Below are 21,737 nucleotides of genomic sequence, written 5' to 3' on the forward strand. Positions count from 1 at the left end.
GCATCGGCGCAAGACAGGGTGTCCTTTGCTTTGGTTACTTTCATTTGGACAAGCAAATGAAAGTCACTCGCGCAGCAGCGCGAAACCCCAAGCCAAAACCGACCCCAGCGTTGATTAAAAACCCCCGAGCATCAGAGCTACCCGCCGCGTAGGTTGGCCTTAGGCCGAAGGCCGTAAGCCAACAAGGAACCACCCCGTGGCGCAATCGAAGGGCACAGTCGAACCGCCCCCCGCGAGCAGCGTTCCTTGTCGGCTTACGCTGCGCTAACCCGACCTACGCCTGCAGCGGACAGAAGCGCATAAAAAACCCCGGGCGTTCTAGATGAGCGCCCGGGGTCGGTTACCGCGTGATGGCCTCGCCTCAGGCCGCTTTCTTGCGCGAACGCGCAACCTTCGGCGCGCTCTGCTTCACCTCTTCGTATTCACTCGGCTTGAAACGCATCAGCCGCAGCTTGTACTCCCAGTTGAACCCGGGATACAGCGTGGTGTTCTTGCCCGAATCGGTCAGATACCAGCTGTTGCAGCCCGAGGTCCACGAGGTGTATTTCATCCGCCACTGGATGCCGCGGTTGAACTTGTCCTGCACGGCTTGCTTCACGTCGATGAAGCGCAGCTTCTTTTTCGCCATGTGGGCGATGGCTTGCAGGATGTAGTCCATCTGCTGTTCGGTAAAGGCCAGCACCGAGGTATGGCTGGGGCCGGTGTTCGGGCCCATCAGGAAGAACAGGTTGGGAAAGCCGGACACGGTCACGCCCTTGTAGGCTTCCGCGCCATCGTCCCAGGCGGTGTTGAGGTCGACGCCCTGGCGGCCCTTGGTGGGGAACGGCGCGGCCTTGCTGGGTACCTTGAAGCCGGTGGCACAGACGATGGCATCCACTTCGATGGTGCGCCCGTCCTGGGTGACGATGCCGTTTTCGGTGATCTTCGCCGGGCCGTCGGAAATCAGCTCCACGTTGTCGCGCTGCAGGGCCGGGTACCAGTCGTTGGAGATGAGGATGCGCTTGCAGCCGATCTTGTAGTCCGGCGTGACCTGCTCGCGCATGGCCGGATCCTTGACCTGCTTCTTGATATGCGCCTTGGCCATGTTCTCGGCCATGCGCTTGAACGGCCCGAAATCGGAAATGACGAAAGGCGCGAACAGTTCGTTGATCCAGTAGATCTTGGCGCGGCGGCGATACAGCTTGGACGGCGATTCCTGGTATTCGGCCTGCCGTTCGGCGCTGATGGGCCGGTCCGGCTTGGGCATGATCCAGCTCGGCGTGCGCTGAAACACGGTGAGCTGGTCGGCCTGCTTGGCCACTTCCGGCACCACCTGGATGGCGCTCGCGCCGGAGCCGATCACGGCGACGCGCTTGCCGGCCAGGTCGTAGTCGTCATCCCACTGGGCGGTATGCATGAGCTTGCCGGTGAAGCTGTCCAGGCCCTCGATCCGCGGCCAGGCCGGGTCGGCCAGCGCGCCGACGGCGGACACCACGACGTTGGCGGTCAGCGTTTCGCCGTCGGCCGTGTGCACGTTCCAGATGCCGGTGTCTTCGTCGAAATCGGCGCCCACGATGGTGGTGTTGAAGCGCACGTGCTGGCGCAGCTTGTACTTGTCGGTACAGCGCTTGATGTAGTCGAAGATCTCCGGCTGCTGGCCGAAGCTGCGCGACCAGGTCGCGCTCTGCTCGAAAGAAAACGAGTACAGATGCGAATGCACGTCGCAGGCCGCGCCCGGATAGTGGTTGTCGCGCCAGGTGCCGCCGACCTCGCTGCCGCGCTCCAGAATGGTGAAGCTGTCCACACCGGCTTCCTTGAGCCGGATGGCCATGCCCAGACCGGAAAACCCGGCGCCGATGATCGCGATATGCATATCGGTATCGATCTTCGGATGGGAGGTAAGCGGATTGAAGCGGGACACGAGTTCGGTAACGGCCATGGGGCGCTCCGTGGCGGTGCAAGTGGGTGCCAGCGGTCTGGCGGACTTCAAAAATATCAATTTCCGCTCTTTCTGACAAGGCGCAATGTCAGATTGGGCTGGCCGGTCTTACCGCATAAACTGGCAAGGGGCAGCCCGCCCGCGTTAACGTATTGATAATCATTCCTATCGTCTGGCGCGAGCGCGGCGCACAAGACTTCTAGCCACCGGCCCGGCTGCGATGTTCGCTGACCATTTCCATGATGATCTCGCCTCGTTTTCGGACGTGCTTCTGCACGCCGAGGCGGCGCCGTCCGCCCGCACCATCGATGCCGGCACGCTCACCGACCCGGCCCGCCTCAAGCCGCTGCTCGTCCACTTCGGCGAACGCCACGAATGCGCCGAGCCGCGGGCCCGCGCATCGCAGTGGTCCAAATTCTTCTTTGCCCGGCTGGGCATCGCCACGCTCGTCGCTCAGCTGTCCACCGACCGCGCGCTCGATTTCGATCTGAACAGGCTGCAGATCGTCTGCGACGACGACGCAACCGTTGCCCAGGTGGTGTTCACCAACGGCAGCGCGGCCATAAGCGACCGGCCGGGGCATGATTTCAGCGCGCTGGTGGACTCGGCGTTCACCCCGGTCATCACCACGCTGGCCCAGCATTGCCGGCTCGCCACCCGGGTGTTCTGGAGCAATGCCGGCGTGTACTTCGACTGGGCGCTGGGCGAGCTGGAACGCCAGCAGCGCATTCCGCCCGAACGCCTGGCCGCCGTGCGCGCCCTGATGACCTGTCGGCAACGCCCGGACGGCGGCTTCAACCCCTTCCACCGCATTCTCAAGCAATGCCCGCCCGGCACCCTCGACGGTAACGACGAACCCGTGGAACAGTGTCGCCGCCTGTGCTGCATGCGCGATCTCGAGCCCAGCCTGGGCCTGTGTTCAAACTGCCCGCGCGCCATGCACAGCGCCGAACCCGACCGCGCTACCGGATAACGCCCGAATGGAACTGCTTCGTCTGATCTGGCGCGACTATCGCGCCGCCTTCATCGCCGTGCTCGTCGGCAGCATGGCCAGCGCGGGGCTGGGCATCGGCGTAATAGCCTTCATCAATGCCCGGCTCATCGAAACCGGTAGCAGCGCGCTGGCGGCCCTGCCCCAGTTCTTCGGCCTCATCGTCCTGCTGCTGGCGATTTCTCTGGCCTCCCAGCTCGGGCTGACCACGCTTGGCCATCGCTTCGTGTTCGACCTGCGCTCGCGGCTGGTCAAACAGATTCTGGATACCGATATCGAGCGGATCGAACGCCTGGGCAGCGCCCGCCTGCTCGCCGCGCTTTCGTCGGACGTGCGCAATGTCACCATCGCCTTCGTGCGCCTGCCGGAGTTGGTTCAAGGCAGCATTCTCACCGTAGCCAGCATCGCCTACCTGGCCTGGCTGTCGTTGCCGATTCTTCTGATTACGGCCGTATGGATCGCGGCCACCATGGGCTTTGGCGCCTGGCTGGTGCGCCGTGTCTATCACCATATCGCGCTCGTGCGCGAGGCCGAAGACGCGCTCTATCGCGACTACGAAAACGTCATCCACGGCCGCAAGGAACTACGCCTGAACCGCGCCCGCGCACGCCGCCTGTTCGACGAAACCTATACCGACAACGCCCGCCGCTACCAGCGCCATATCATCCGTGCCGACACCTTCCATCTGTCCGCCAACAACTGCACCAACATCATGATGCTGGGCGCGATCGGGCTGGTGTTCTTCCTCGCCAACGGCCTGGGCTGGGCCACGCCGGCCGTGGCTGCGACCTATGCGCTCACCCTGCTGTTCGTGCGCACGCCGCTGATCGGCGCCATCGGCGCCCTGCCCACACTGATCGCCGCCCAGGTCGCCTTCGACAAGCTGCGCACCCTGGCCCTGGCGGAACACGCCCACGGCTTCGACCAACCCGCGCCCATCAGCACCGACTGGCAGACCATCGAACTACGCCAGGTCTGTTTTGCATATGACGGCGACGACACAGAAGACAACACGACCGGCGGCTTTGCCATCGGCCCCATCGACCTCACCCTGCGCCGCGGCGAACTGGTGTTTCTGATCGGCGGCAACGGCAGCGGCAAGACCACCCTTGCCCGGCTGCTCACCGGCCTGTATGCGCCCAAATCCGGCCAGATTCTTGTCGATGGCCAGGTCATCGATGCCAACCGGCGCGCATCGCTACAACACCTGTTCGCCGCCGTATTCACCGACTTTCATCTGTTCGAACAACTGCTCACCAGCGACGGCGCCCCCGTGGACGACGCCTTCATTCAGAACTGGCGCGAACGCCTGGGCCTCACCGACAAACTCGCCCTCGAAGGCGAACGCATCCTCGACACCCAGCTCTCCCAGGGCCAACGCAAGCGCGTGGCGCTCATGCTGGCCCTGGCCGAATCCCGCGACATCCTCCTGCTCGACGAATGGGCCGCCGATCAGGACCCCACCTTCCGCCGCGTGTTCTACCGCGAACTACTCCCCACCTTCGCCGCCCGCGGCCATACCGTGTTCGCCATCAGCCACGACGACCACTACTTCGAACACGCCGACCGCCTGCTGGAGATGCGTAGCGGCCAACTCACGGAGCTCACCGGTGCAGCGCGGGATGCGGCTAGTCGGGATGCGGTGGGGCGGATTGCTCAGAGCTGAGGGAACACAGCCCGGCGCCAAGTACCGAAGAAGCAATATCGAGTCTGCTTTCGGCTAAAAGCGGACCCTTGCCCCACTTAAAGTGAGTATCGGGTGATACTCTGATCCGCCCCGCATCGAGTTACTAGCTGCGATCAGTGTGGAGCTTTTGTGCGGTAATAGTGAGCAAGGTTGAGGCGGAAGCATGGGGCGAATCGCGAAGGTCCAAATCCGTAATTTTCGATCCATTCGGCAATTAGACTGGCTACCGAAACCGGGGTTTAACTGCCTGTTTGGACCTGGTGATAGCGGAAAGTCAGCAGTGCTCGACGCTATTAACTGGTGCCTTTCAACTAACTTCACGCGCGCAGCAACCGACGCGGATTTTTATCGGTTGGATACGAACCACCCGATCGAGATATCGTTGGTGATCGCCGATCTAGCCCCTGAACTCGGCTCTCTAGAGCCCTTCGGCCCCTTTCACTGCGGCTTAAATCCCGAAACCGGCGACATAGAAGATGAGCCTGGACGCGGCCTCGAAACAGCGCTCTCTGTCACCCTTCGAATCGACCAATCGATGCAAGGACTCTGGTATTTAAATTCGAGCCGCGTCGAAGAAGAAAGCCACTGTCGAGAAATGGCGTCTCGAATGTTGCGGCGACTTTCGTTACTCCAGTTGCAGGGTGAAAACGCGTCACAACTAACGTTTGGCCGCGGCTCGGTCCTGTTCAATCTAACTGACGACCGGTTGGAGTTGAGCGGCGCTCTAGCTCAGGCCGCACGGGCTGCGCGGGAACAATTCGGCGATTCTGCAAATGCACAGCTTGAGGCTACATTAACTCGCGTTGGGGAGATCGCGGGCGATCTCGGAGTCGACGCTGCGACCGATGCGAGCGCGAGCCTCGATGCTTCGCAAACAACTCTGCGCCCAGGCCATATTGCCCTACAAGACCGATACAGCGTCCCTTTGACTCGCTTGGGACTTGGTTCCTCTCGCCTACTGATCGCGGGACTACAACATGAAGCGGCTACCGGTGCAGATATCGGCTTAATTGACGAATTAGAGGCCGGCTTGGAACCACACAGGATTGTGCGGCTATTGCAAGCTCTTGGTGCAAAGGAGAACGACGCTCCTCTCCAGGTTTTCGCAACAACGCATTCCCCGGTAATTATACGAGAGCTACGTGCCGATCAACTCGTCCGCGTTCGGAATACGGATGGCGTTATGACGATGCCCAGCATGGATGCCTCAGATGACTTGCAAGGGACGCTACGAGCGTTTCCGGAAGCGTTCTTGGCGAAATCTGTCATTGTATGCGAGGGCGCAGGTGAAGAGGGTTTCTTGCGGGGACTGGACTTATACCGATTAGATCATGGCCAGCGCTCACTAACGGCGGTCGGCGCATCGCTCGTTAATGCGGGAGGTTGCAATCAGATTCTTAAGCGTGTGGAGGCGTTCCGTGCATTGGGTTACCGAACGGCGATTCTGCGCGACGACGATAAGCAGCCAGATGCCGACCAAGAGGCGGAATTGGTCAGTCAAGGCTGCTTGTTAGCAAAATGGCCAAAAGATTATGCGCTCGAACACGCACTCTTTATGGGCTTAGATTCCGAAACAGGGGTCGAGCTTGTAAAAAGGGCAGTAGCGCGCTATGGCCAAAAGACGATCGATGCCCAGGTTACCCAAAAGCTGCCGAAAGACAGTTCCTTTGACTTTGAAGTATGTGAGACGAAGGAAGTTCTAACCGAACAAGAGCGTTGGGCCTGTGCGGAGGCCGCTAAATCAAAACAGCGGTCATGGTTCAAAGACCGTGGTGTCGGCGTTATGGAGGAGATCGCTCGGGACGTGGTAGGTCCAGCGCTGGAGAATAGCGCTGATTGGTTTAAAGCTGAGATCGATCGAATATTTAGGTGGGCGGCCGATGGCGGGGGTTGACCTGCTGGCAATACAGCGTGGGCATATCAGCGCGCCGGCGGGTTACGGCAAAACACAACTCATCGCCGAAAGCTTAACTCGTCACGATGAAAGTCTACCCGTATTAGTCTTGACCCATACCAATAGTGGAGTCGCGGCATTACGGAAGCGGCTATCGGGTCACGGCGTCTCAAGTGATGGCTACGTGCTTAGGACGCTTGACGGATGGGCGCTTCGATTGCTGGCTGCCTATCCTGGGCGCGCTCAAATCAATGCCCAGCACCTAAACATCGCAAATCCCGGCGAGGATTATCCTGAGATTCAACGGCGCGCCCGGGGTTTAATCGAAGGTGGTCACGTCGACCGGGTGCTTCGGGCATCCTACAGCCATATGGTCGTCGACGAATATCAGGACTGCTCGCTTGATCAACACGCCATGATCGTGGCCTGTGCTGGCATCCTCCCGACAGTAGTGCTTGGCGATCCGATGCAATCCGTCTTCGGTTTCGCTGGTAGACGAGTGGACTGGAATAACTTGGGGAATGACTTTCCAGAGCACCATGAGCTTGATATCCCGTGGCGCTGGGACAATGCAGGTGCGCCGCAGATCGGCAGCTGGTTAGCAGATGTCCGCCGCGCGCTCCTCGATGGGGCTCCAATCGATCTGAACAACCTACCGGGCGGGGTTGTATGGCGGCGGCCCGCCCCGCCGAGGCAACGAGCTCGTAATGAAACTGCTGAGTTAAGGGAGCTTGCACGCGCAGGTAGCGTGCTGGTCATCGGTCCGAGCGCGAACGCAAACGCGCGTCATAATTTCGCTCGTAACACTCCCGGTGTAATCGTGGTTGAACCAGTGGAGTTAAGCCGGCTAGCGGCGTTCGCCCGCAACTTGAATCTTGATCACCCGTTCTACGCGGTAGAACAATGTGCGAGTTTGGCTCGTGACGTTATGACTGGGTTAGGGCGCGCCGGAGATTTCCGAGCACGTATCGAGCGAATACACCGGAACGGCCAAGGTCGGTTCAAAGTAAACGACGCAGACCGCGCAGCATTGGATTTGGTCGCGAGCCCTTCATATACGGCCGTAGCCAACTTATTAAAGGCACTGAGAGGAACCGCGCAGTCGCGATTATTTCGACCGACGGTATATGACGCCACACTCTGTGCACTTTCGCGGGCGAGCGCCGATCAATTCGAGAACCTAGCCGCTGCTGCCCGAGCGGAACGTGATGTCCGGCGACACCAGGAGCGTACAGCGGGGAAAATAGCCATCGGCAGCACTCTATTGCTGAAAGGGTTGGAAGCTGACTCCTGCATGATCATGAATGCGCACACTTTAAATCGACATGACCTTTACGTTGCGCTTACGCGCGGCGCGAAGCGTATTTGTATTTGGTCGGAACGCGCGACGCTACGACCAGGCTGACTAGCGACCGAGATTTTCACCACACGTGCGTACAACCTTCCAATTCGCGAACGCTTTCTTCGTCCCAAACCCGCCTAAAGCCGCCGCAACCGCCACATGAAGTAACTCCCACCGATCAGGGTAGCGACGATGCCGGCGGGGATTTCGCTGGGGAACAGCAGCATGCGGCCGATCCAGTCGGCCATGACCATGACCAGGGCGCCGAGTACGGCGGCACCCGCGAGCTGGTGGCGGGCGCGGGCGAGGCCCATGATGCGTACGAGGTTGGGGGCGAGCAGTCCGACGAAGCTGAGCGGGCCGACCACGAGCGTGGCGCCGGCGGTGAGCAGCGCGACCAGTACCAGCAGTAGCAGGCGGCTGATGCCGACGTTCACGCCCAGCGACCGGGCGGTGGGCATGCCCAGTGGGAGCAGATCGAGCCAGACCTGCAGGGGCCGGATCAGCGCGAACAGCACCAGCCCGAGTACGGCCACCGTCAATGCCAGCGGCAGTTCGACGTAGTAGGTGGTGCCGGACATCCACGCGAGCAACTGTTGTGTGCGCGGGTCGCCGCCGGCGAGCACGATCTTGGCGACGGCATCGAACAGAAACAGCACGCTGATGCCGGTGAGCAGCACGCGCTCCGGTTCGTAGTCGCTGCGGGCATTAAGGCCGACCAGTACGGCCAAGGATGCGAGCGCACCGAGCATGCCGGCCAGTAGCAGCACGGGCACGCCGGCGCCGGGCACGAGCAGTACCACCGCCAGCACGCCCAGGCCGGTGCCGGCACTGATGCCGAGCACTTCGGGGCTGGCCATGGCGTTACCGGATACGCGCTGGATAACGGTGCCGGCCACGGCCAGCATGGCCCCGGCCGCGCCGGCGGCCAGTACGCGAGGCACGCGCCACAGGCCGGTTTCGTCCCAGGGGCGGGTGAAGGGCCAGTCCCAGCCGTCTGCGCCTTGGCCTACGAACAGCGCGACGATGACGGCCCCCACCAGCCCGATGGCGAGCATGGCCACCAGCCGGCCGGGCGTCTGGCTGCGCGGGGCCGGCGTCGGCGGCGAGCCGGGTTCGCGGGCCAGATTCAGGCGCGGGATGAGCCACAGCAGCAACGGCGCGCCGAGGGCGGCCGTCGTCGCGCCCGTGGGGATGAGCATGGACGAATGCAGCGTGACCAGTTCCAGCACCTGGTCGGTGACGGCCAGCAGCAGGCCGCCGAATATCGGTGCCCAGATCAGCCGGCTGGCCAGTCGTCGCGCGCCGGCCAGACGCACGATCGAAGGCGCGGCCAAGCCGATGAAGCCGACGATGCCCAGCTCGACGATGACCACCGAGCTGGCGAACACGCCCAAACCGAGGCTCGCCGCCCGTAGCCAGGCGAGTGAAATACCGAGATTCTTTGCGTTGGTGTCGTCGAGATCCAGCAGCGCCAGCGCGCGCGATAAGGCCACCGCGGCCACGCCAGCCAGCGCCAGACGCGGCAGCAGATAGAGCACGCCGTCCCAGTTGTTCTGGGCGAGCGAGCCCGCGCCCCAGATCATCATGCCGCGCAGCGCTTCCTCGTTGAACAGCAACAAGACGACCGCGAGCGCGCCGAAATAGAGATTGACCACGAGCCCGGCGAGCACCACCACCGTGGGGGCGAGGTTGCGTCGCCAGGCCAGCGCAAAGACCAACCCCATGGCCCCGGCGCCGCCGGCAAAGCCGACCAGCCCGCGGGCATGCACCATGAGCGCAGGCGCAAACAACGTGCCCACCAGCAATGCCAGATGGACGCCGCCCACCACGCCCAGCGTGGTGGGCGCGGCCAGCGGGTTGCGCAGGGTCTGTTGGAACAGCACGCCGGCCAGGGCCAGCCCGGCGCCGCCGACCAGCGCCGCCGTTACCCGCGGCAGCCAGTTGTAACGGGCCAGTACACCCGAAATATCGTTACCGTCGGCCCAGAGGGCAGCAATGCCCGCCGCCGAATTCTGATCCAGCACGAACGCGGCCAGCACCACCAGCAGCAGCGCGAAACCACCGCACAGACGCGCCGGTGTGACCCATGGCGTGGTCATGAAGCGGCCCCGCCCGCGCTGCAGTCGCGGCCCAGCGCGTCCACCAAGAGGCGGGCAAAGCGGCTGGCCGACGGCAACCCGCCGAAACCCCAGACCGGCGGCACGTAGAGCACGGGGGCGTTGTTCACGGCCGGCAGGTGATGCCAGAGCACGCTGGTATCGATTTCTTCGGCCACGCCGACCGGCAACGGTTTGACCACCACCATGCGGGCGTTGTCGATCGACGCCAGCCGTTCAAGCGGCACGGTGGCAAAGCCCCAGTAGTTGCCGCCGTCCTGCCAGGCGTTGGCGATATCCATGCGCTCGAGCACGCTGCCGACCAGGCTGTCTTCGGTATACACCCGCACATGGCGGGCATCCATGAACTGCACCACGAGCAACGGCTTGACCTGCTCGGGCACCTTCGCCGCACAGGCCGCGATACGGACCTGCGTGGCGTCGATCAACGCTTCGGCGGCGGCCTCGCGGCCCACCAGCGCGCCCAGACGGCGGGTGGATTCCACGGTTCGATCCCAGACCGCACCCTGGCCGTCGTAGATGTCGATGGTCTTGACCGGCGCGATCGGGGCGAGGCGTTCACGCAGCCCGGAATACATGGAGGTGATGGTGACCACGTCGATATCCAGCTGCGAAAGCAGCTCCATGTTCGGCTGTACCCGCAGGCCCAGATCGCGCACGCCCTCGGGCACGTCGGGTGCGGCCACCCACTCGTTGTAGGCCGGGATTTGCGACATGGCGACCGGCGGCGCGCCGATGGCGATGAGGGTCTGGGCCTGGCCCCAGTCGATGACGGCCACACGCGGCGTGTCTTTGGCCTGGGCGACGCCGGCCACGGCACAAAAAAACAAGGCCAGCCCGAGCAGCCAGCCTGTGTAGATCGCGCGCCGTGGCAGAACGGCGCCAGCGGCACCCGCCCGCCGCCTCACTGGACGACGGCGATGGGGTGGTTGTCGGCCGGGTGTTCCATCACGCGCATGCGCACACCGTAAATTTCTTCGAGCGTTTGATCGCACATGAGTTCGCGCGGTGCACCCTGGGCCAGCAGCCGGCCGCCGCGCAGGGCCACCAGCTGGTCGCAATAGCGCGAGACCATGTTCACGTCGTGCAGCACGATGATCACGCCGATGCCGAGGGTGCTTGCCAGTTCGCGAATGAGCGCGAGGGTATCCACCTGATGGGCGATATCCAGCGCCGAGAGCGGTTCGTCGAGCAGCAAAAAGCGGCTGCCCTGGGCCAGCAGCATGGCCAGCCATACGCGCTGGCGCTCGCCGCCGGAGAGCGTATCCACCATGCGGTCGGTCATGGCCTCGATACCGGTCAGCGCCATGGCCTTGGCCACGGCGCGCTTGTCTTCACGGGTCATGCGCCCGAGCAGGCCCTGCCAGGGGTAGCGCCCGAACGACACCAGCTCGCGTACGGTCAGGCTGGTCGCGGCCGGCAGCTGCTGCGGCAGATAGGCCACTTCCCGAGCGAATTCACGATCGCCCCACTCGCCCACCGCGCGCCCGTTCAGCGACACCTGGCCGCGGCTGGCGTTCTGCTGGCGGGCCAGCAGCTTGAGCAGCGTGGACTTGCCGGAACCGTTGTGCCCGATCAAGCCATAGACCAGACCCTGCGTAAAACGCAGATCGGTGGCTTCGAGCAGACAGCGTCCATTGACCTCGAAGCGTGCGGCGTTGAGTTCGAACATGACCTTCTCCGCAGCGTGGCGATACGCCCGCGCCGCGCGGTGATTCGGCAGGGCTCCGAGAATAAGCTAAATACGAATGCTTATCAAAAAGATGAACCGCCACGGGCCGGCCCTCGCCCGACACCAGCCAAGCCAGCCGGGCCTTTGCGGCCAAGCCGGACGCAGGCGCCGCTTGGGCGTAAGGTCCGGGCGCGGCGGTTTAGCGGCCGCCCTGAAAGACCGCCTCGATTTCGGCCCGGCATTTAAGCAATGCCGCGGCCAGCTCGTCGTAATGCGGCTCGAAGCGTAGCGCCGGCACCGCCAGCGAGACGGCGTAGTTACCGCTCAGCCCGGTGCGAATGTACACGCCCAGGCCACAGACCCCGTCGGCGTGTTCTTCGCGATCCACGGCGATGCCGGTGCGCCGGACGGTGCTCAATTCCGCCTGTAACGTGCTCAGCCGCGTGTGCGAGGCCGCCGTGCAGGGTTGCAGGGTCTCGCCGAGCACGCTGGCCAGCCGGGCGTCGTCCTGGGCCGCCAACAGGGCCTTGCCGTGGGCGGTGCAGTGAATGGGGAACGCGGTGCCGACCTGCGACACCACCCGCAGTTCACGATCGGAGACGTACTGATCCACCGAAATGGCATGCGTGCCGCGATCCAGGCACAGGTCGACGGTCTCGCGGGTGCGCCGGCCCAGGGCTTCGATATGCGGGCGTGCCACGGCGACCATATCGGTATGCGCGGCCGTGGCCAGCCGGGCAATCGCCGGGCCGAGCCGCAGCCCGCGTTCGCCCTCGACCAGCAGCTGCTGGTCGAGCAATGCGCTGGCCAGGCGGTGCACGGTGGTTCGCGGCAAGCCGGTGGTACGCGCCAGTTCGGAAACGGTACGCCCCTCCGAGGCCGCTTCCAGAGCGGCCAGGATCTGGGCAGCGCGGGCGATGACCTGGCCGTTCGAGGACTGCTGTACTTCTGTCATGGGCACACGATACGCGCGGTAGACGGATGCGCGGATTCTGCCGCTTGACGCGCCGCCTGTCAGGCTTACCATATCCGCCTATCGGTCATGCCATCCGATAGGCGGTCATATGAGCACGCAAAACCCCGGTCTAGCCGCGGCCTTCAGCCTGCTTGCCGTCGCCTGCCTCACGATCATGGTGGGCTGCGTGGTGGTACCCGGCCTGCCGAGCATTGCGCAAAATCTGGGCGTGGCCTCGGCGGCGAGCTGGCTGGTCACCCTGCCGGCCCTGGGCGTGGTGCTGTTCGGGCCCGTGGCGGGGCATCTGATCGATCGTTTGGGCGCCTATCGCATGCTCTGTGCCGGACTGTTTGCCTATGGCCTGCTGGGCGTGGCCGCTGTGGCCCTACACGGGATGTGGCTGGTGTTCGCCAACCGGCTGTTGCTGGGCGCGGCCACGGCGGTGGTCATGACCTCGGGCACCGCGCTGATATCGGCGTTCTACAGCGGCCAGGATCGGCTCACCATGATCGCCCGCCAGGGCATGACCATCGAGCTGGGCGGTGTGATCTTCATCGCCCTCGGCGGCCAGCTGGCGAGCCTGGGCTGGCGCTGGCCGTTTGTGCTCTACCTGTTCGCCTGGCTGATGCTGGGAATGGTTCTCTGCTGCGTGCCGCGACCACCGGCGACCCGCGAAAACCCGCAGCCCACCGCGCAGGCTCGCCGACTGTCGGCCACGCTCAAAACCGTCTACGTACTCGCGCTGGCGGCGATGACGATATTCTTCTTCGCCGTGGTCAAGCTGCCCATCCATCTGCACGCCCTGGGTTATAGCGAACCGCAAACCGGGTATTTCCTGTCGTTCATTTCGTTGGTCGCGGTGGGCGCCGCCTTTGTCATGCCGCGCGTGGTGAGCAGGCTCGGCAACTTCTCGACGCTGGCCGTGGCCTTTCTGTTCTTCGCCGTCGCGCACGGGCTATTCGCCTGGGTGGGCAGCACCGCCTGGCTGCTGCTGTGCTGTATCGCCATGGGCACGGGCTTCGGTTTGTCGGTGCCGCTGGTCAATCACATGACCGTGGAAAACAGCGCAGCCGAAGTGCGCGGCCGCAATCTGTCCTATCTCTCGGTCGCGATATTCATGGGGCAATTCCTGGCATCGTTCTCGGATTTCCTCCCCGGCCCGCCGACGCTTGCGCTGTGTATCGCGGGCGCGGCGAGCGTGGTGGTGGCGGGGTCGATCGGCGTGGCCCGCGGTCTGTTTGCCCCAGGTGCCACGCGCTGAAACAAGCCGCATGGCCCACCCGCGGCCGGGGCGGGCATTTCAAACCGGCCGATAGGCTCGACCACACATGCCTCGGAGGCGCATCCTTGCCACCGTTCCGCCATTTCCACCTTGGCTTGACCGGTCCGACGCGCCTTCGTTGTAAGGCAGCCGACCAAGCCGGCCAGGCCATGCAAGGAGGCAAACAGCGCCTATGACGATTATCGACAGCTTGCGTCGCTGGTTCGGCCAGCAAAAAAACAGCACATCGAAGGCCCCCGCAGGCCTGGCAAACGCTGCGGCGCCCGATACGCCGGTGGACGTGCTCGATCTCAACGCCGCCTTTGAGGCCCACCAGGCGGGTGCGCGCTTCATCGACGTGCGTGAGCCGGGGGAATGGTCGCAGGGCCATATCGCGGGCGCGGTTCACCATCCCATCGACACGCTGGAAGCCCAGCCGCAGATTTCGGTCACCCGTGATACCCCGGTGGTGACTTATTGCGCCGCCGGCATCCGCGCCGCGCGCGGGGCGGCCGCGCTTGCCGCGAACGGCTATCGCGACGTGAAGGTGCTCGAAGCCGGCTATGGCGACTGGCGCGCGGCCGGGTACCCGGTCGAACATCCGGACCGCGACACCCCGGCGTGAGCACACAGGCGAAGGTGGTACTCGTGGGCGCCGGCCATGCCCATCTGCATGTGGCTGCCCATGCCGATGCGCTGGCCGAGGCCGGCGCCAGCGTCACGCTCGTGGACCCCGGCACCTTCTGGTACTCCGGCCGGGCCACCGGCATGCTCGGCGGCCGGTTTGCCCCCGAAGACGACCAGATCGACCCGCGGGCCGTGGTCGAAAACCACGGCGGCGCGTTTGTAGCCGGGCACGTCGAGACGGTCGACCGCGAACGCCAGCGCCTACATCTGGCCGATGGCCAAACGCTCGCCTACGACTGGCTGTCGTTCAACGTGGGCAGCGGCGTGAACAGCTCGGCGATCGACGGCTGTACGGCCGAGGCGAACTGCTGGCCGGTCAAACCCATCGCCAATCTCGCGCCCCTGCGTACCACGCTGAGCCGGGCGTTCGCGGCCGGCGAGGCACCCGCCGTGGCCGTGGTGGGCGGCGGCAATACCGGCTGTGAAATCGCGGCCAATATCGCGGCCCTGGCCCGTCGCCATGCGCCGACCGATGCACGCCCCGCCATCCGTCTGCTGCAGGGCGGCGATACCTTCGCGCCGTCGCTGCCGGCCAGCGCAGGCAAACGCCTTGCCGACAAACTCGCCGCCCTCGGTATCGACGTGCAATACAACCGCCGTATCACCGAACGCCGCGACGGCGAACTGATCTGCGACGACGGCGAACATATTGCCGCCGCGCATGTGGTGATTGCGACCGGGCTGGTGGCACCGCAGTGGCTCGCCCACCTCGGCCTTGCCTTTGACGATGGCCTGGTGGTCGACGACACCCTGCGCAGCGTCGACGATCCGCAGGTATTCGCGGTGGGCGACTGTGCGCATATTCGTGGCCATGCGCTGGCCCGCCTCGGCGTTTTCGGTGTACGTCAGGCGCCGGTGCTGCTGGCCAATCTGCTGGCCGGTCTGCGCGGGCAGGCGCTCGAAAACTATGAGCCGCAGTCGAAGTGGCTGTCGATTCTCGACCTCGGCGACGGCACCGGTCTGGCCAGCCGCGGGCAGCGCTGGTGGCTGGGCCGTAGCAGCGTGTGGCTCAAGCACTGGCTCGACCGCCGCTTCATCGAAAGCTACCGGCCGCGTTGAGCCGCCACGGGGCGCAGCAACCGCCCATGCTGCGCTGCGTCAGGCCGGGTGGCACACCGCCGGCGAAGCACGCCGGGCCCGCGCCCTATCGGCATTGCAGGCGCCACGGCGCAGCATACGCTCGCGTACGTGCATTGACGCGCACCGTACGGACGCCGATATTGAGCGTTTTGCGCCTCGGCGCCTGTGTTATGCATAGACTCGTGATTGCCGCTGTCATCGGGAGAGATACCTTGCCCTGTCGAGCCCTCCGCCACCGTCGAGGCCGCTACTGATGGCCGCCGTGATTGATGCCATCGAGTACATGCTGCCGGCGCGCACGGAGTCGATCGAGGAAATCGCGGCGCGCTTTCCTAACTGGCCGCTGGAAAAGATCGCCGAAAAAACCGGCATCCGCGCGCGGCATGTGGCCTCCGACGAGGAATGCGCCTCGGATTTCGGCGTGATCGCCGCCGAGGCGCTGATCGAGCGTACCGGCACCGACGTGGCCGATATCGACTACCTGATCTTCTGTACCCAGACGCCGGACTATCTCGCTCCGACCACGGCCTGTCTCGTGCAGCAGCGGCTTGGCCTGAGCACACACATTGGCGCGCTGGATATCAACCTCGGCTGTTCCGGCTATATCTATGCGCTGGGCGTGGCCAAGGCCCTGATCGAAACCGGCCAGGCCCAAAAACTGTTGCTCATCACCGCGGATACCTACAGCAAGTTCGTCAACCCCGGCGACAAGAGCGTGCGCGCCCTGTTTGGCGATGCCGCCGCGGCCACGCTGATGAGCGCCGGCGAAGGCGCCGAAGCGATCGGCCCGTTCGTCTACGGCACCGACGGCTCGGGCGCACAGGATCTGATCGTACCCAACAGCGGCCTGCGCAACCGTGCGATCGACCGCCCCGTGGAGGAATACACCGACCGCCACGGCAATACCCGCAGCGACCACAACATCTACATGAACGGGCGCGCGGTGATCGAATTCACCCTGCGCGAAGTGCCGAAGGCCATTGATGCCCTGTGCGCCAAGGCCCATGTGAGCCTGGACGAAATCGATGCCGTGGTGCCCCACCAGGCCAGCGCCACCGTGCTCGAAGGCATTCGCAAGAAGCTGGACCTGCCGGCCGAGCGCTTTGTGGTGTGCATGGAAGACATCGGCAACACCGTGTCCTGCAGTATTCCCATCGCCATCAAGCGCGCGGCCGCAATGGGCCAGATCAAACCCGGCGCCCTGCTGTTGCTGGTCGGCTTTGGGGTCGGGCTGTCCTGGGGCGCAACGCTCGTACGGCTGCCCGACGACTTCGCCGCTGCCTGATTCACTCACGGCCGGGCCGCGTGCGGCTCTAGGACAAAAGCCAGCGCGTGGCCGGCCCGGCGAGCCCGAAGGCGACGATTCCCGCCACCACGGCCAGGCCCACGCTCTGGCGCCAGCGTAGAACCACGGCCGTCGCCACCGCGCCCGCCGCGTAGCTCAACAGCGTCTGCCACGACGGGCTTTCGATGGATGGCCCAGCCAGGCTCGCCACGGCCAGGCCGACCAGCAACGCGGGGCCGGCGATGCGAATCGCCGGATGGTCGCCCGAAAGCAGCCTGAGCAACCGGCTGTCGGGGGCCAGCAGAAACGGCAGAACGCGGCTGAACGCCGTCACCCCCGCCATGGCCGCGATAGCGATGAACAGCGACCGGTCGGTCATGCCGTCTCCGACCGATGGCGCCAGCCCGCCGCCGTGACCGCCACCACCACGCCGGCTGCCAGCGCGAGGGCGATATTGCCGAGCCAGACGGCCACAAGCGCCGCGCCCGCGCCGGCCAGCAGCGGCACGGCCGTTTCGCGGTTCAGGTTTTCCAGCGAAAGCGCCAGAAACAGCGCCGGCAGGGCAAAATCCAGGGCATGGGTCAGCGCCGGCGCGGCATGGCTGAGCACCGTGCCCAGCACAGCACCCAGGGCCGTGCCGGCAACCCAGCAGAGATACGCCGCCGCGGCCAGGCCGACAAGCCAGGCGGTCAATTGCCGCCCCGGCGTGGCATCACGCCGCGTGAGCGCGGTGGCGAACACTTCGTCGGTCAGGCCCAGGGCCAGAGGCAAGCGCGCCGAAAGTCGCGTCGGGAAGATACGGCGCAGGAAGGCTCCGTAGACGATATGCCGCGAATCGATCAACGCACACAGGGCCACCACATACGGCCACGGCGTGGCGTCCTGTAACGCGGCCAGCAGAATGAACTGGCTGCCGCCGGCAAAGATCGCGGCCGAGAACAGCAGCGGCACATAGACGGGATAGCCAAAGCTCGTCGCCGCGGCGCCGAACGTGATCGCCACCGGCACATAGCCCAGACAGATCGGCCCCGCCGACTGCAGCCCGCGCACAAGACCGCGTCGCCGGCTCATGTCGGCTGCGCTTCGGGGTAGACCACCGAAACCAGCGCGGCCGCACCGGCCCTGCCCGCTTCGTAGCGATGCGTCTGATCGGCGGCGAACGTCCAGGCCTCGCCGGCCTGCAACACGGCACGCTCGGCCGGCGTTGTCACCGTCAGCGTGCCTCGAAGCACCAGCACGTGCTCGCTTACGCCAGCGGCATGCCCGTCGGCCTGCCGACAGGCGCCGGCGTCGAAGTGCATGCGAAACGTTTCGATCCTGCGCTCGGCGTCTTCGCGATCGACGAGCACGACCGACACACCGGCCGCCGCCGATGACTGCGGCGCGGCAGACCCCACGAGCTCGCCATAGCCGACCTGAAGCCCCTGGGCGAGCTGCCATATCGTCTCGATCGTGGGGTTGCCCTCACCGCGCTCCAGATTCGACAGCGTGGACTTGCCGATTCCGGTCAGCGCCGCGAGGCCGACCAACGTCAGGCCGCGCTCGGTTCGAAACGCCTTGATGCGTTGGGCGAACTGCCGGTGCAGCTCCTGCGGGGTGGCGTTATCCATAGAAAACTAATCATCGGCTCTAATTCCGTTATATTGGAATTAAAGGCCAACCCGCAAAAAGCGCCTGCCGGCACGGCTCAGCCTGCAGCGCGGTACTCGGGGCGCACGGGCGCCACCTCCGCCCAGCGGGCGGCCAGGCGTTCGGCGCTATCGGCGGCCACCCCGCGGATATCGCGCGGGTAGTCCACGTCCACGGCTTCCTGAGCGCGCACGGCATGGAACTGGCCGTTGGTTGCACGCAGAATCCAGCCGCTGTCTTCGCAGGCCGCGCTGACCAGAAATACCGCGCCGGGGGCGACGCTCTCCGGGGTGAGTTCGGTGGGCTGTTCGGTCACGCCCCACATACGGGTCTTGGCCACCGGCGATATCGCATTCACACGAATATCGTGAGGCGCGCCTTCCAGGGCGAGGGCATGCATCAGCCCAACGGCCGCCATTTTCGTTGCGGCATAGGCTGCAAGGCCGGCCTGGGCATATTGCGGATAGAGGGCGCGGTCGGAGGTGGTGAGCAGAATACGGCCATGGCCCTGGGCGACCATTGCCGGCCAGGCGGCCTGGGCAAGCCAGGCCGGCGCGTTCAGGTGGATGGCCGTGGCACGTTCGAGAAAGGCCGGGGTGAGCGCTTCGATGGCCTCATAGCCCACCCAGCCGGCGTTGTGGATCAGGATATCCAGCCGCCCGTGCTCGGCGACGATACGTTCGACCAGCTGCCGACAGCCCTCGCGTGTATCGATGTCGTCGCTGGCGGCCTCGGCCGAATGGCCCTCGCGCCGAAGAACCTCGACGGCCTGTTCGGCCACCGTCTCGTCGCGGCCGCTGCCGTCGTTACGGGTGCCGCCGTCGTGCACCACCATGTGGGCGCCGCGGGCGGCCAGCGCCCGGGCATAGGCCAGGCCGATACCGCGCCCGGCGCCGGTGATCAGGGCGATACGTTGACTGAAATCGAGCATGGGATTCTCGTGCGGGAAATGAGCGCGCAAGGCTAGGCGCCGCCCGCCCCGCCGGCTAATACCTTTCAGCCGCGCTGGCAATACCCGCGGCGTATCAGCGCCTGTCTTGTACGCCGTGCAGGAAGTTGCGCACCACCGGCGAATCGCAGTCGGCGCGGCGGGCGGCGGCCAGTTCGAACACGGCCGCCGGGTCGGCGTCGAGAATGCGGTAATGGACTTCGTTGCTGCGTACCGAGGCCATGCTGGCCGGCACGATCGCCACCCCCGCTTCGGCGGCGACCAGCGCGATCACGCCGTGCATCTGACGGGCTTCCTGGACGATATCCGGCTCGAAACCGGCCGCATGGCACAGGTCGAAGGCGCGCCGGAAAAAGCCACGGCCTTCATGCCCCGGCCAGAACACAAAGGCCTCGCCGGCCAGATCGGCGACGGCGAGGTCGGATTTGCCCGCCAGGGGATGCTCCGCCGGCACTGCGATCGCCAGACGGTCGCGATCGAAGGGCTGCAGCATGAGGTGGCTGTCGTCAGCCAGCGGCGGCAGCACCACGGCCAGGTCGAGGGTCTGCTCGTGCAGGGCTCGAATCTGGCCGGCGGTGGTTTCCTCGACCAGATCGACCTGCACCTGCGGCCAGCCACGCCGGAATGCCCGTACCGCGGCCGGCAAACGCCCGTACATTGCACTGCCGACATAGCCGATACGCAGCCGCCCGGTCTGGCCGGCCGCGGCGGCGCGGGCCGCAGGCAGGCAACGCTCGGCCGCAGCAAGCGTCTGTCGTGCCTGTTCGGCGAATGCCGCACCCGCCGCGGTGAGGCGGTTCTCGCGCTGGCCGCGCAGAATCAGCGCTTCGCCGACCTCGTCTTCGATACGTTTGATGGCCGCGCTCAACGGCGGCTGCGACATGTTCAGCCGCCGTGCCGCACGATGAAAATGCAGCTCTTCGGCCACCGCCACGAACTGGCGCAGCTGGCGTAATTCGATCATCCCAACCCCGCGAACCGGCCTTGAACGCAGCAGCCTACACGCGCCGGCCTGCGCTCCGCCGGGCGATGCATTCGGTACGGCTCGGCCGTTGTGAGTTACAGCGTAATCACGACCTTGCCGACCGTACGCCCGCTTTCGATATGTTCGTGGGCGGCGGCCGTGTCTTCGAGCGCATAGCGCGCGGCGATATGCGGCACCAGCGCGCCGTCGGCCAGCATCGCGGCGATTTCGCGCATATTCTCGCCGCTCGGAAAGACGTGCATGAAGTAGTTCACAACCAGCCCCTTGGCCTCGGCGGCCTCGCGATCGCTTTCGACCAGCCCGGACGGCAGGTTGATGATCGTGCCGCCTTCGCGCATAACGCTCACCGAGCGCTGGAACTGGGGCCCGCCCTGGGTTTCCAGACAGAAATCGATATCGCCGGTCACATCTTCGAAGCGCACCGCCTTGTAGTCGATATGTTCGTCGGCGCCGAGCGATTCGACGAACGCCTTGTTCTTTGCCGACGAGGTGGCGATGACATAGGCGCCCAGATGCTTGGCCATCTGAACCGCGAAATGGCCGACGCCGCCGCTGGCCGCATGAATCAACACTCTGTCGCCGGCCTTGAGCTCGCCGAAATGGGTGAACGCCTGCCAGGCGGTGAGTGCGGCCAGCGTGCTCGCCGCGGCGGCCTCATACGACACGCCCGCGGGAATGACGGCGAGCTCATCCGCCGGCGCGTTCACGTACTGCGCATAGCCGTTGGGCGGCAGCGGGAAACGGATCATGCCGAATACGGCATCGCCTTCGTTGAGGTGCTTTACGTCATCGCCGACTGCGACGACTTCGCCGGCCACGTCCCAGCCCAGGATCAGCGGCAGGGCGTGTTCCAGCTGCGAGGCCAGCGCTTCGCCCTGGCGGGTTTTGATATCGACCGGGTTCACGCTCACGGCGGCCGTCTTGATCAGCACCTCGCCCGGGCTGCAGACAGGCATGGGACGCTCGGCGAGCACGAGGTTCTTTGCAGGGCCGAACTGTTCGAAGGCAACGACGTTCATCGGGGACAGGCTTCAACTGATTGTTTGGATAATACAAATATATCGCACCAGGCCCACCGGCCTCACGTCCACAGCCACGGCACAAGACCGCCCGGCCCATGACGGCGCGGTATGGCGAGCGGCGAGGAATTTTGCGTACCGCCCGTCAGCGCCGCCGGTGCGCTATTGCGCCCTGCCCACGGCACGCCCGTGCACGAGACTGGTGTGGGCAAATGAACTCTTGAAATTCGAGCGAACGAGCGTAGATAGTCTGTTCGCGGCGT

General features: G+C 65.0%; 19 protein-coding genes. 8 read left to right on the forward strand and 11 right to left on the reverse strand.

Annotated elements, in window-relative coordinates; translation table 11 throughout:
* Positions 1-361: 361 nt before the first annotated feature.
* Positions 362-1,918 (reverse strand): NAD(P)/FAD-dependent oxidoreductase, encoded by a 1,557-nt coding sequence (locus tag CMN27_RS00145; protein WP_293623312.1) that lies wholly within the window; start codon positions 1,916-1,918, stop codon positions 362-364.
* A gap of 220 nt (positions 1,919-2,138) precedes the next feature.
* Between CMN27_RS00145 and fhuF the strand changes: the two genes are divergently transcribed.
* From fhuF to CMN27_RS00165, 4 genes are all read left to right on the forward strand, one after another.
* Entirely contained in the window at positions 2,139-2,891 is a 753-nt protein-coding gene (gene fhuF, locus CMN27_RS00150) for a siderophore-iron reductase FhuF (RefSeq protein WP_293623314.1), read from the forward strand.
* A 7-nt stretch (positions 2,892-2,898) separates the two neighbouring features.
* Positions 2,899-4,575 carry a multidrug ABC transporter permease/ATP-binding protein gene (locus CMN27_RS00155; RefSeq protein ID WP_293623316.1) on the forward strand — a complete coding sequence of 559 codons (1,677 nt, stop codon included), beginning with the start codon at positions 2,899-2,901 and terminating at the stop codon, positions 4,573-4,575.
* Positions 4,576-4,759: 184 nt separating this feature from the next.
* Positions 4,760-6,490 carry an AAA family ATPase gene (locus CMN27_RS00160; protein WP_293623318.1) on the forward strand — a complete coding sequence of 577 codons (1,731 nt, stop codon included), beginning with the start codon at positions 4,760-4,762 and terminating at the stop codon, positions 6,488-6,490.
* A complete protein-coding gene (locus tag CMN27_RS00165; RefSeq protein ID WP_293623320.1) occupies positions 6,477-7,895 on the forward strand; it encodes a UvrD-helicase domain-containing protein in 1,419 nt (472 codons plus the stop codon). Before CMN27_RS00160 ends, CMN27_RS00165 begins: the two co-directional genes overlap by 14 nt.
* A 74-nt stretch (positions 7,896-7,969) precedes the next feature.
* Here the strand turns inward: CMN27_RS00165 and fhuB are convergent, their stop codons facing one another.
* From fhuB to CMN27_RS00185, 4 genes are all read right to left on the reverse strand, one after another.
* The gene (fhuB, locus tag CMN27_RS00170) at positions 7,970-9,934 is read right to left on the reverse strand and encodes a Fe(3+)-hydroxamate ABC transporter permease FhuB (RefSeq protein ID WP_293623322.1); all 1,965 of its coding nucleotides are present in this window, start codon (positions 9,932-9,934) and stop codon (positions 7,970-7,972) included.
* Complete coding sequence (locus CMN27_RS00175; protein ID WP_293623324.1) at positions 9,931-10,782, reverse strand: iron-siderophore ABC transporter substrate-binding protein; 852 nt, start codon at positions 10,780-10,782, stop codon at positions 9,931-9,933. The genes fhuB and CMN27_RS00175 overlap by 4 nt, the downstream gene beginning before the upstream one ends.
* 74 nt (positions 10,783-10,856) lie before the next feature.
* Positions 10,857-11,624, reverse strand: a complete 768-nt coding sequence (locus CMN27_RS00180; RefSeq protein ID WP_293623325.1) for an ATP-binding cassette domain-containing protein — start codon at positions 11,622-11,624, stop codon at positions 10,857-10,859.
* Between the two features lie 199 nt (positions 11,625-11,823).
* Positions 11,824-12,579 carry an IclR family transcriptional regulator gene (locus tag CMN27_RS00185; protein WP_293623327.1) on the reverse strand — a complete coding sequence of 252 codons (756 nt, stop codon included), beginning with the start codon at positions 12,577-12,579 and terminating at the stop codon, positions 11,824-11,826.
* 109 nt (positions 12,580-12,688) lie between these two features.
* Between CMN27_RS00185 and CMN27_RS00190 the strand changes: the two genes are divergently transcribed.
* The 4 genes from CMN27_RS00190 to CMN27_RS00205 all read left to right on the forward strand — a co-directional run bounded on the left by CMN27_RS00190 (position 12,689) and on the right by CMN27_RS00205 (position 16,892).
* Entirely contained in the window at positions 12,689-13,840 is a 1,152-nt protein-coding gene (locus CMN27_RS00190; RefSeq protein WP_293623329.1) for an MFS transporter, read from the forward strand.
* 193 nt (positions 13,841-14,033) lie between these two features.
* Positions 14,034-14,465 (forward strand): rhodanese-like domain-containing protein, encoded by a 432-nt coding sequence (locus tag CMN27_RS00195; protein ID WP_293623331.1) that lies wholly within the window; start codon positions 14,034-14,036, stop codon positions 14,463-14,465.
* On the forward strand, positions 14,462-15,586 hold the full coding sequence (locus CMN27_RS00200) for an FAD-dependent oxidoreductase (RefSeq protein ID WP_293623333.1): 1,125 nt from the start codon (positions 14,462-14,464) through the stop codon (positions 15,584-15,586). Before CMN27_RS00195 ends, CMN27_RS00200 begins: the two co-directional genes overlap by 4 nt.
* A 274-nt stretch (positions 15,587-15,860) precedes the next feature.
* Positions 15,861-16,892 (forward strand): ketoacyl-ACP synthase III, encoded by a 1,032-nt coding sequence (locus CMN27_RS00205; protein WP_293623335.1) that lies wholly within the window; start codon positions 15,861-15,863, stop codon positions 16,890-16,892.
* A 28-nt stretch (positions 16,893-16,920) separates the two neighbouring features.
* Here the strand turns inward: CMN27_RS00205 and CMN27_RS00210 are convergent, their stop codons facing one another.
* The 6 genes from CMN27_RS00210 to CMN27_RS00235 all read right to left on the reverse strand — a co-directional run bounded on the left by CMN27_RS00210 (position 16,921) and on the right by CMN27_RS00235 (position 21,474).
* Complete coding sequence (locus CMN27_RS00210; RefSeq protein WP_293623337.1) at positions 16,921-17,271, reverse strand: AzlD domain-containing protein; 351 nt, start codon at positions 17,269-17,271, stop codon at positions 16,921-16,923.
* Positions 17,268-17,963: an AzlC family ABC transporter permease gene (locus tag CMN27_RS00215; RefSeq protein WP_293623339.1), complete on the reverse strand. Its 696-nt coding sequence runs from the start codon at positions 17,961-17,963 to the stop codon at positions 17,268-17,270. Before CMN27_RS00215 ends, CMN27_RS00210 begins: the two co-directional genes overlap by 4 nt.
* Complete coding sequence (locus tag CMN27_RS00220; RefSeq protein WP_293623341.1) at positions 17,960-18,502, reverse strand: XRE family transcriptional regulator; 543 nt, start codon at positions 18,500-18,502, stop codon at positions 17,960-17,962. The genes CMN27_RS00215 and CMN27_RS00220 overlap by 4 nt, the downstream gene beginning before the upstream one ends.
* A 77-nt stretch (positions 18,503-18,579) precedes the next feature.
* Positions 18,580-19,452 carry an SDR family NAD(P)-dependent oxidoreductase gene (locus tag CMN27_RS00225; protein ID WP_293623343.1) on the reverse strand — a complete coding sequence of 291 codons (873 nt, stop codon included), beginning with the start codon at positions 19,450-19,452 and terminating at the stop codon, positions 18,580-18,582.
* A 94-nt stretch (positions 19,453-19,546) separates the two neighbouring features.
* Positions 19,547-20,434: a LysR family transcriptional regulator gene (locus CMN27_RS00230; RefSeq protein ID WP_293623345.1), complete on the reverse strand. Its 888-nt coding sequence runs from the start codon at positions 20,432-20,434 to the stop codon at positions 19,547-19,549.
* Between the two features lie 95 nt (positions 20,435-20,529).
* A complete protein-coding gene (locus CMN27_RS00235; protein WP_293623347.1) occupies positions 20,530-21,474 on the reverse strand; it encodes an NADP-dependent oxidoreductase in 945 nt (314 codons plus the stop codon).
* Positions 21,475-21,737: the final 263 nt, after the last annotated feature.

The sequence above is a fragment of the Salinisphaera sp. genome (assembly GCF_002729955.1).
GTDB lineage: Bacteria > Pseudomonadota > Gammaproteobacteria > Nevskiales > Salinisphaeraceae > Salinisphaera.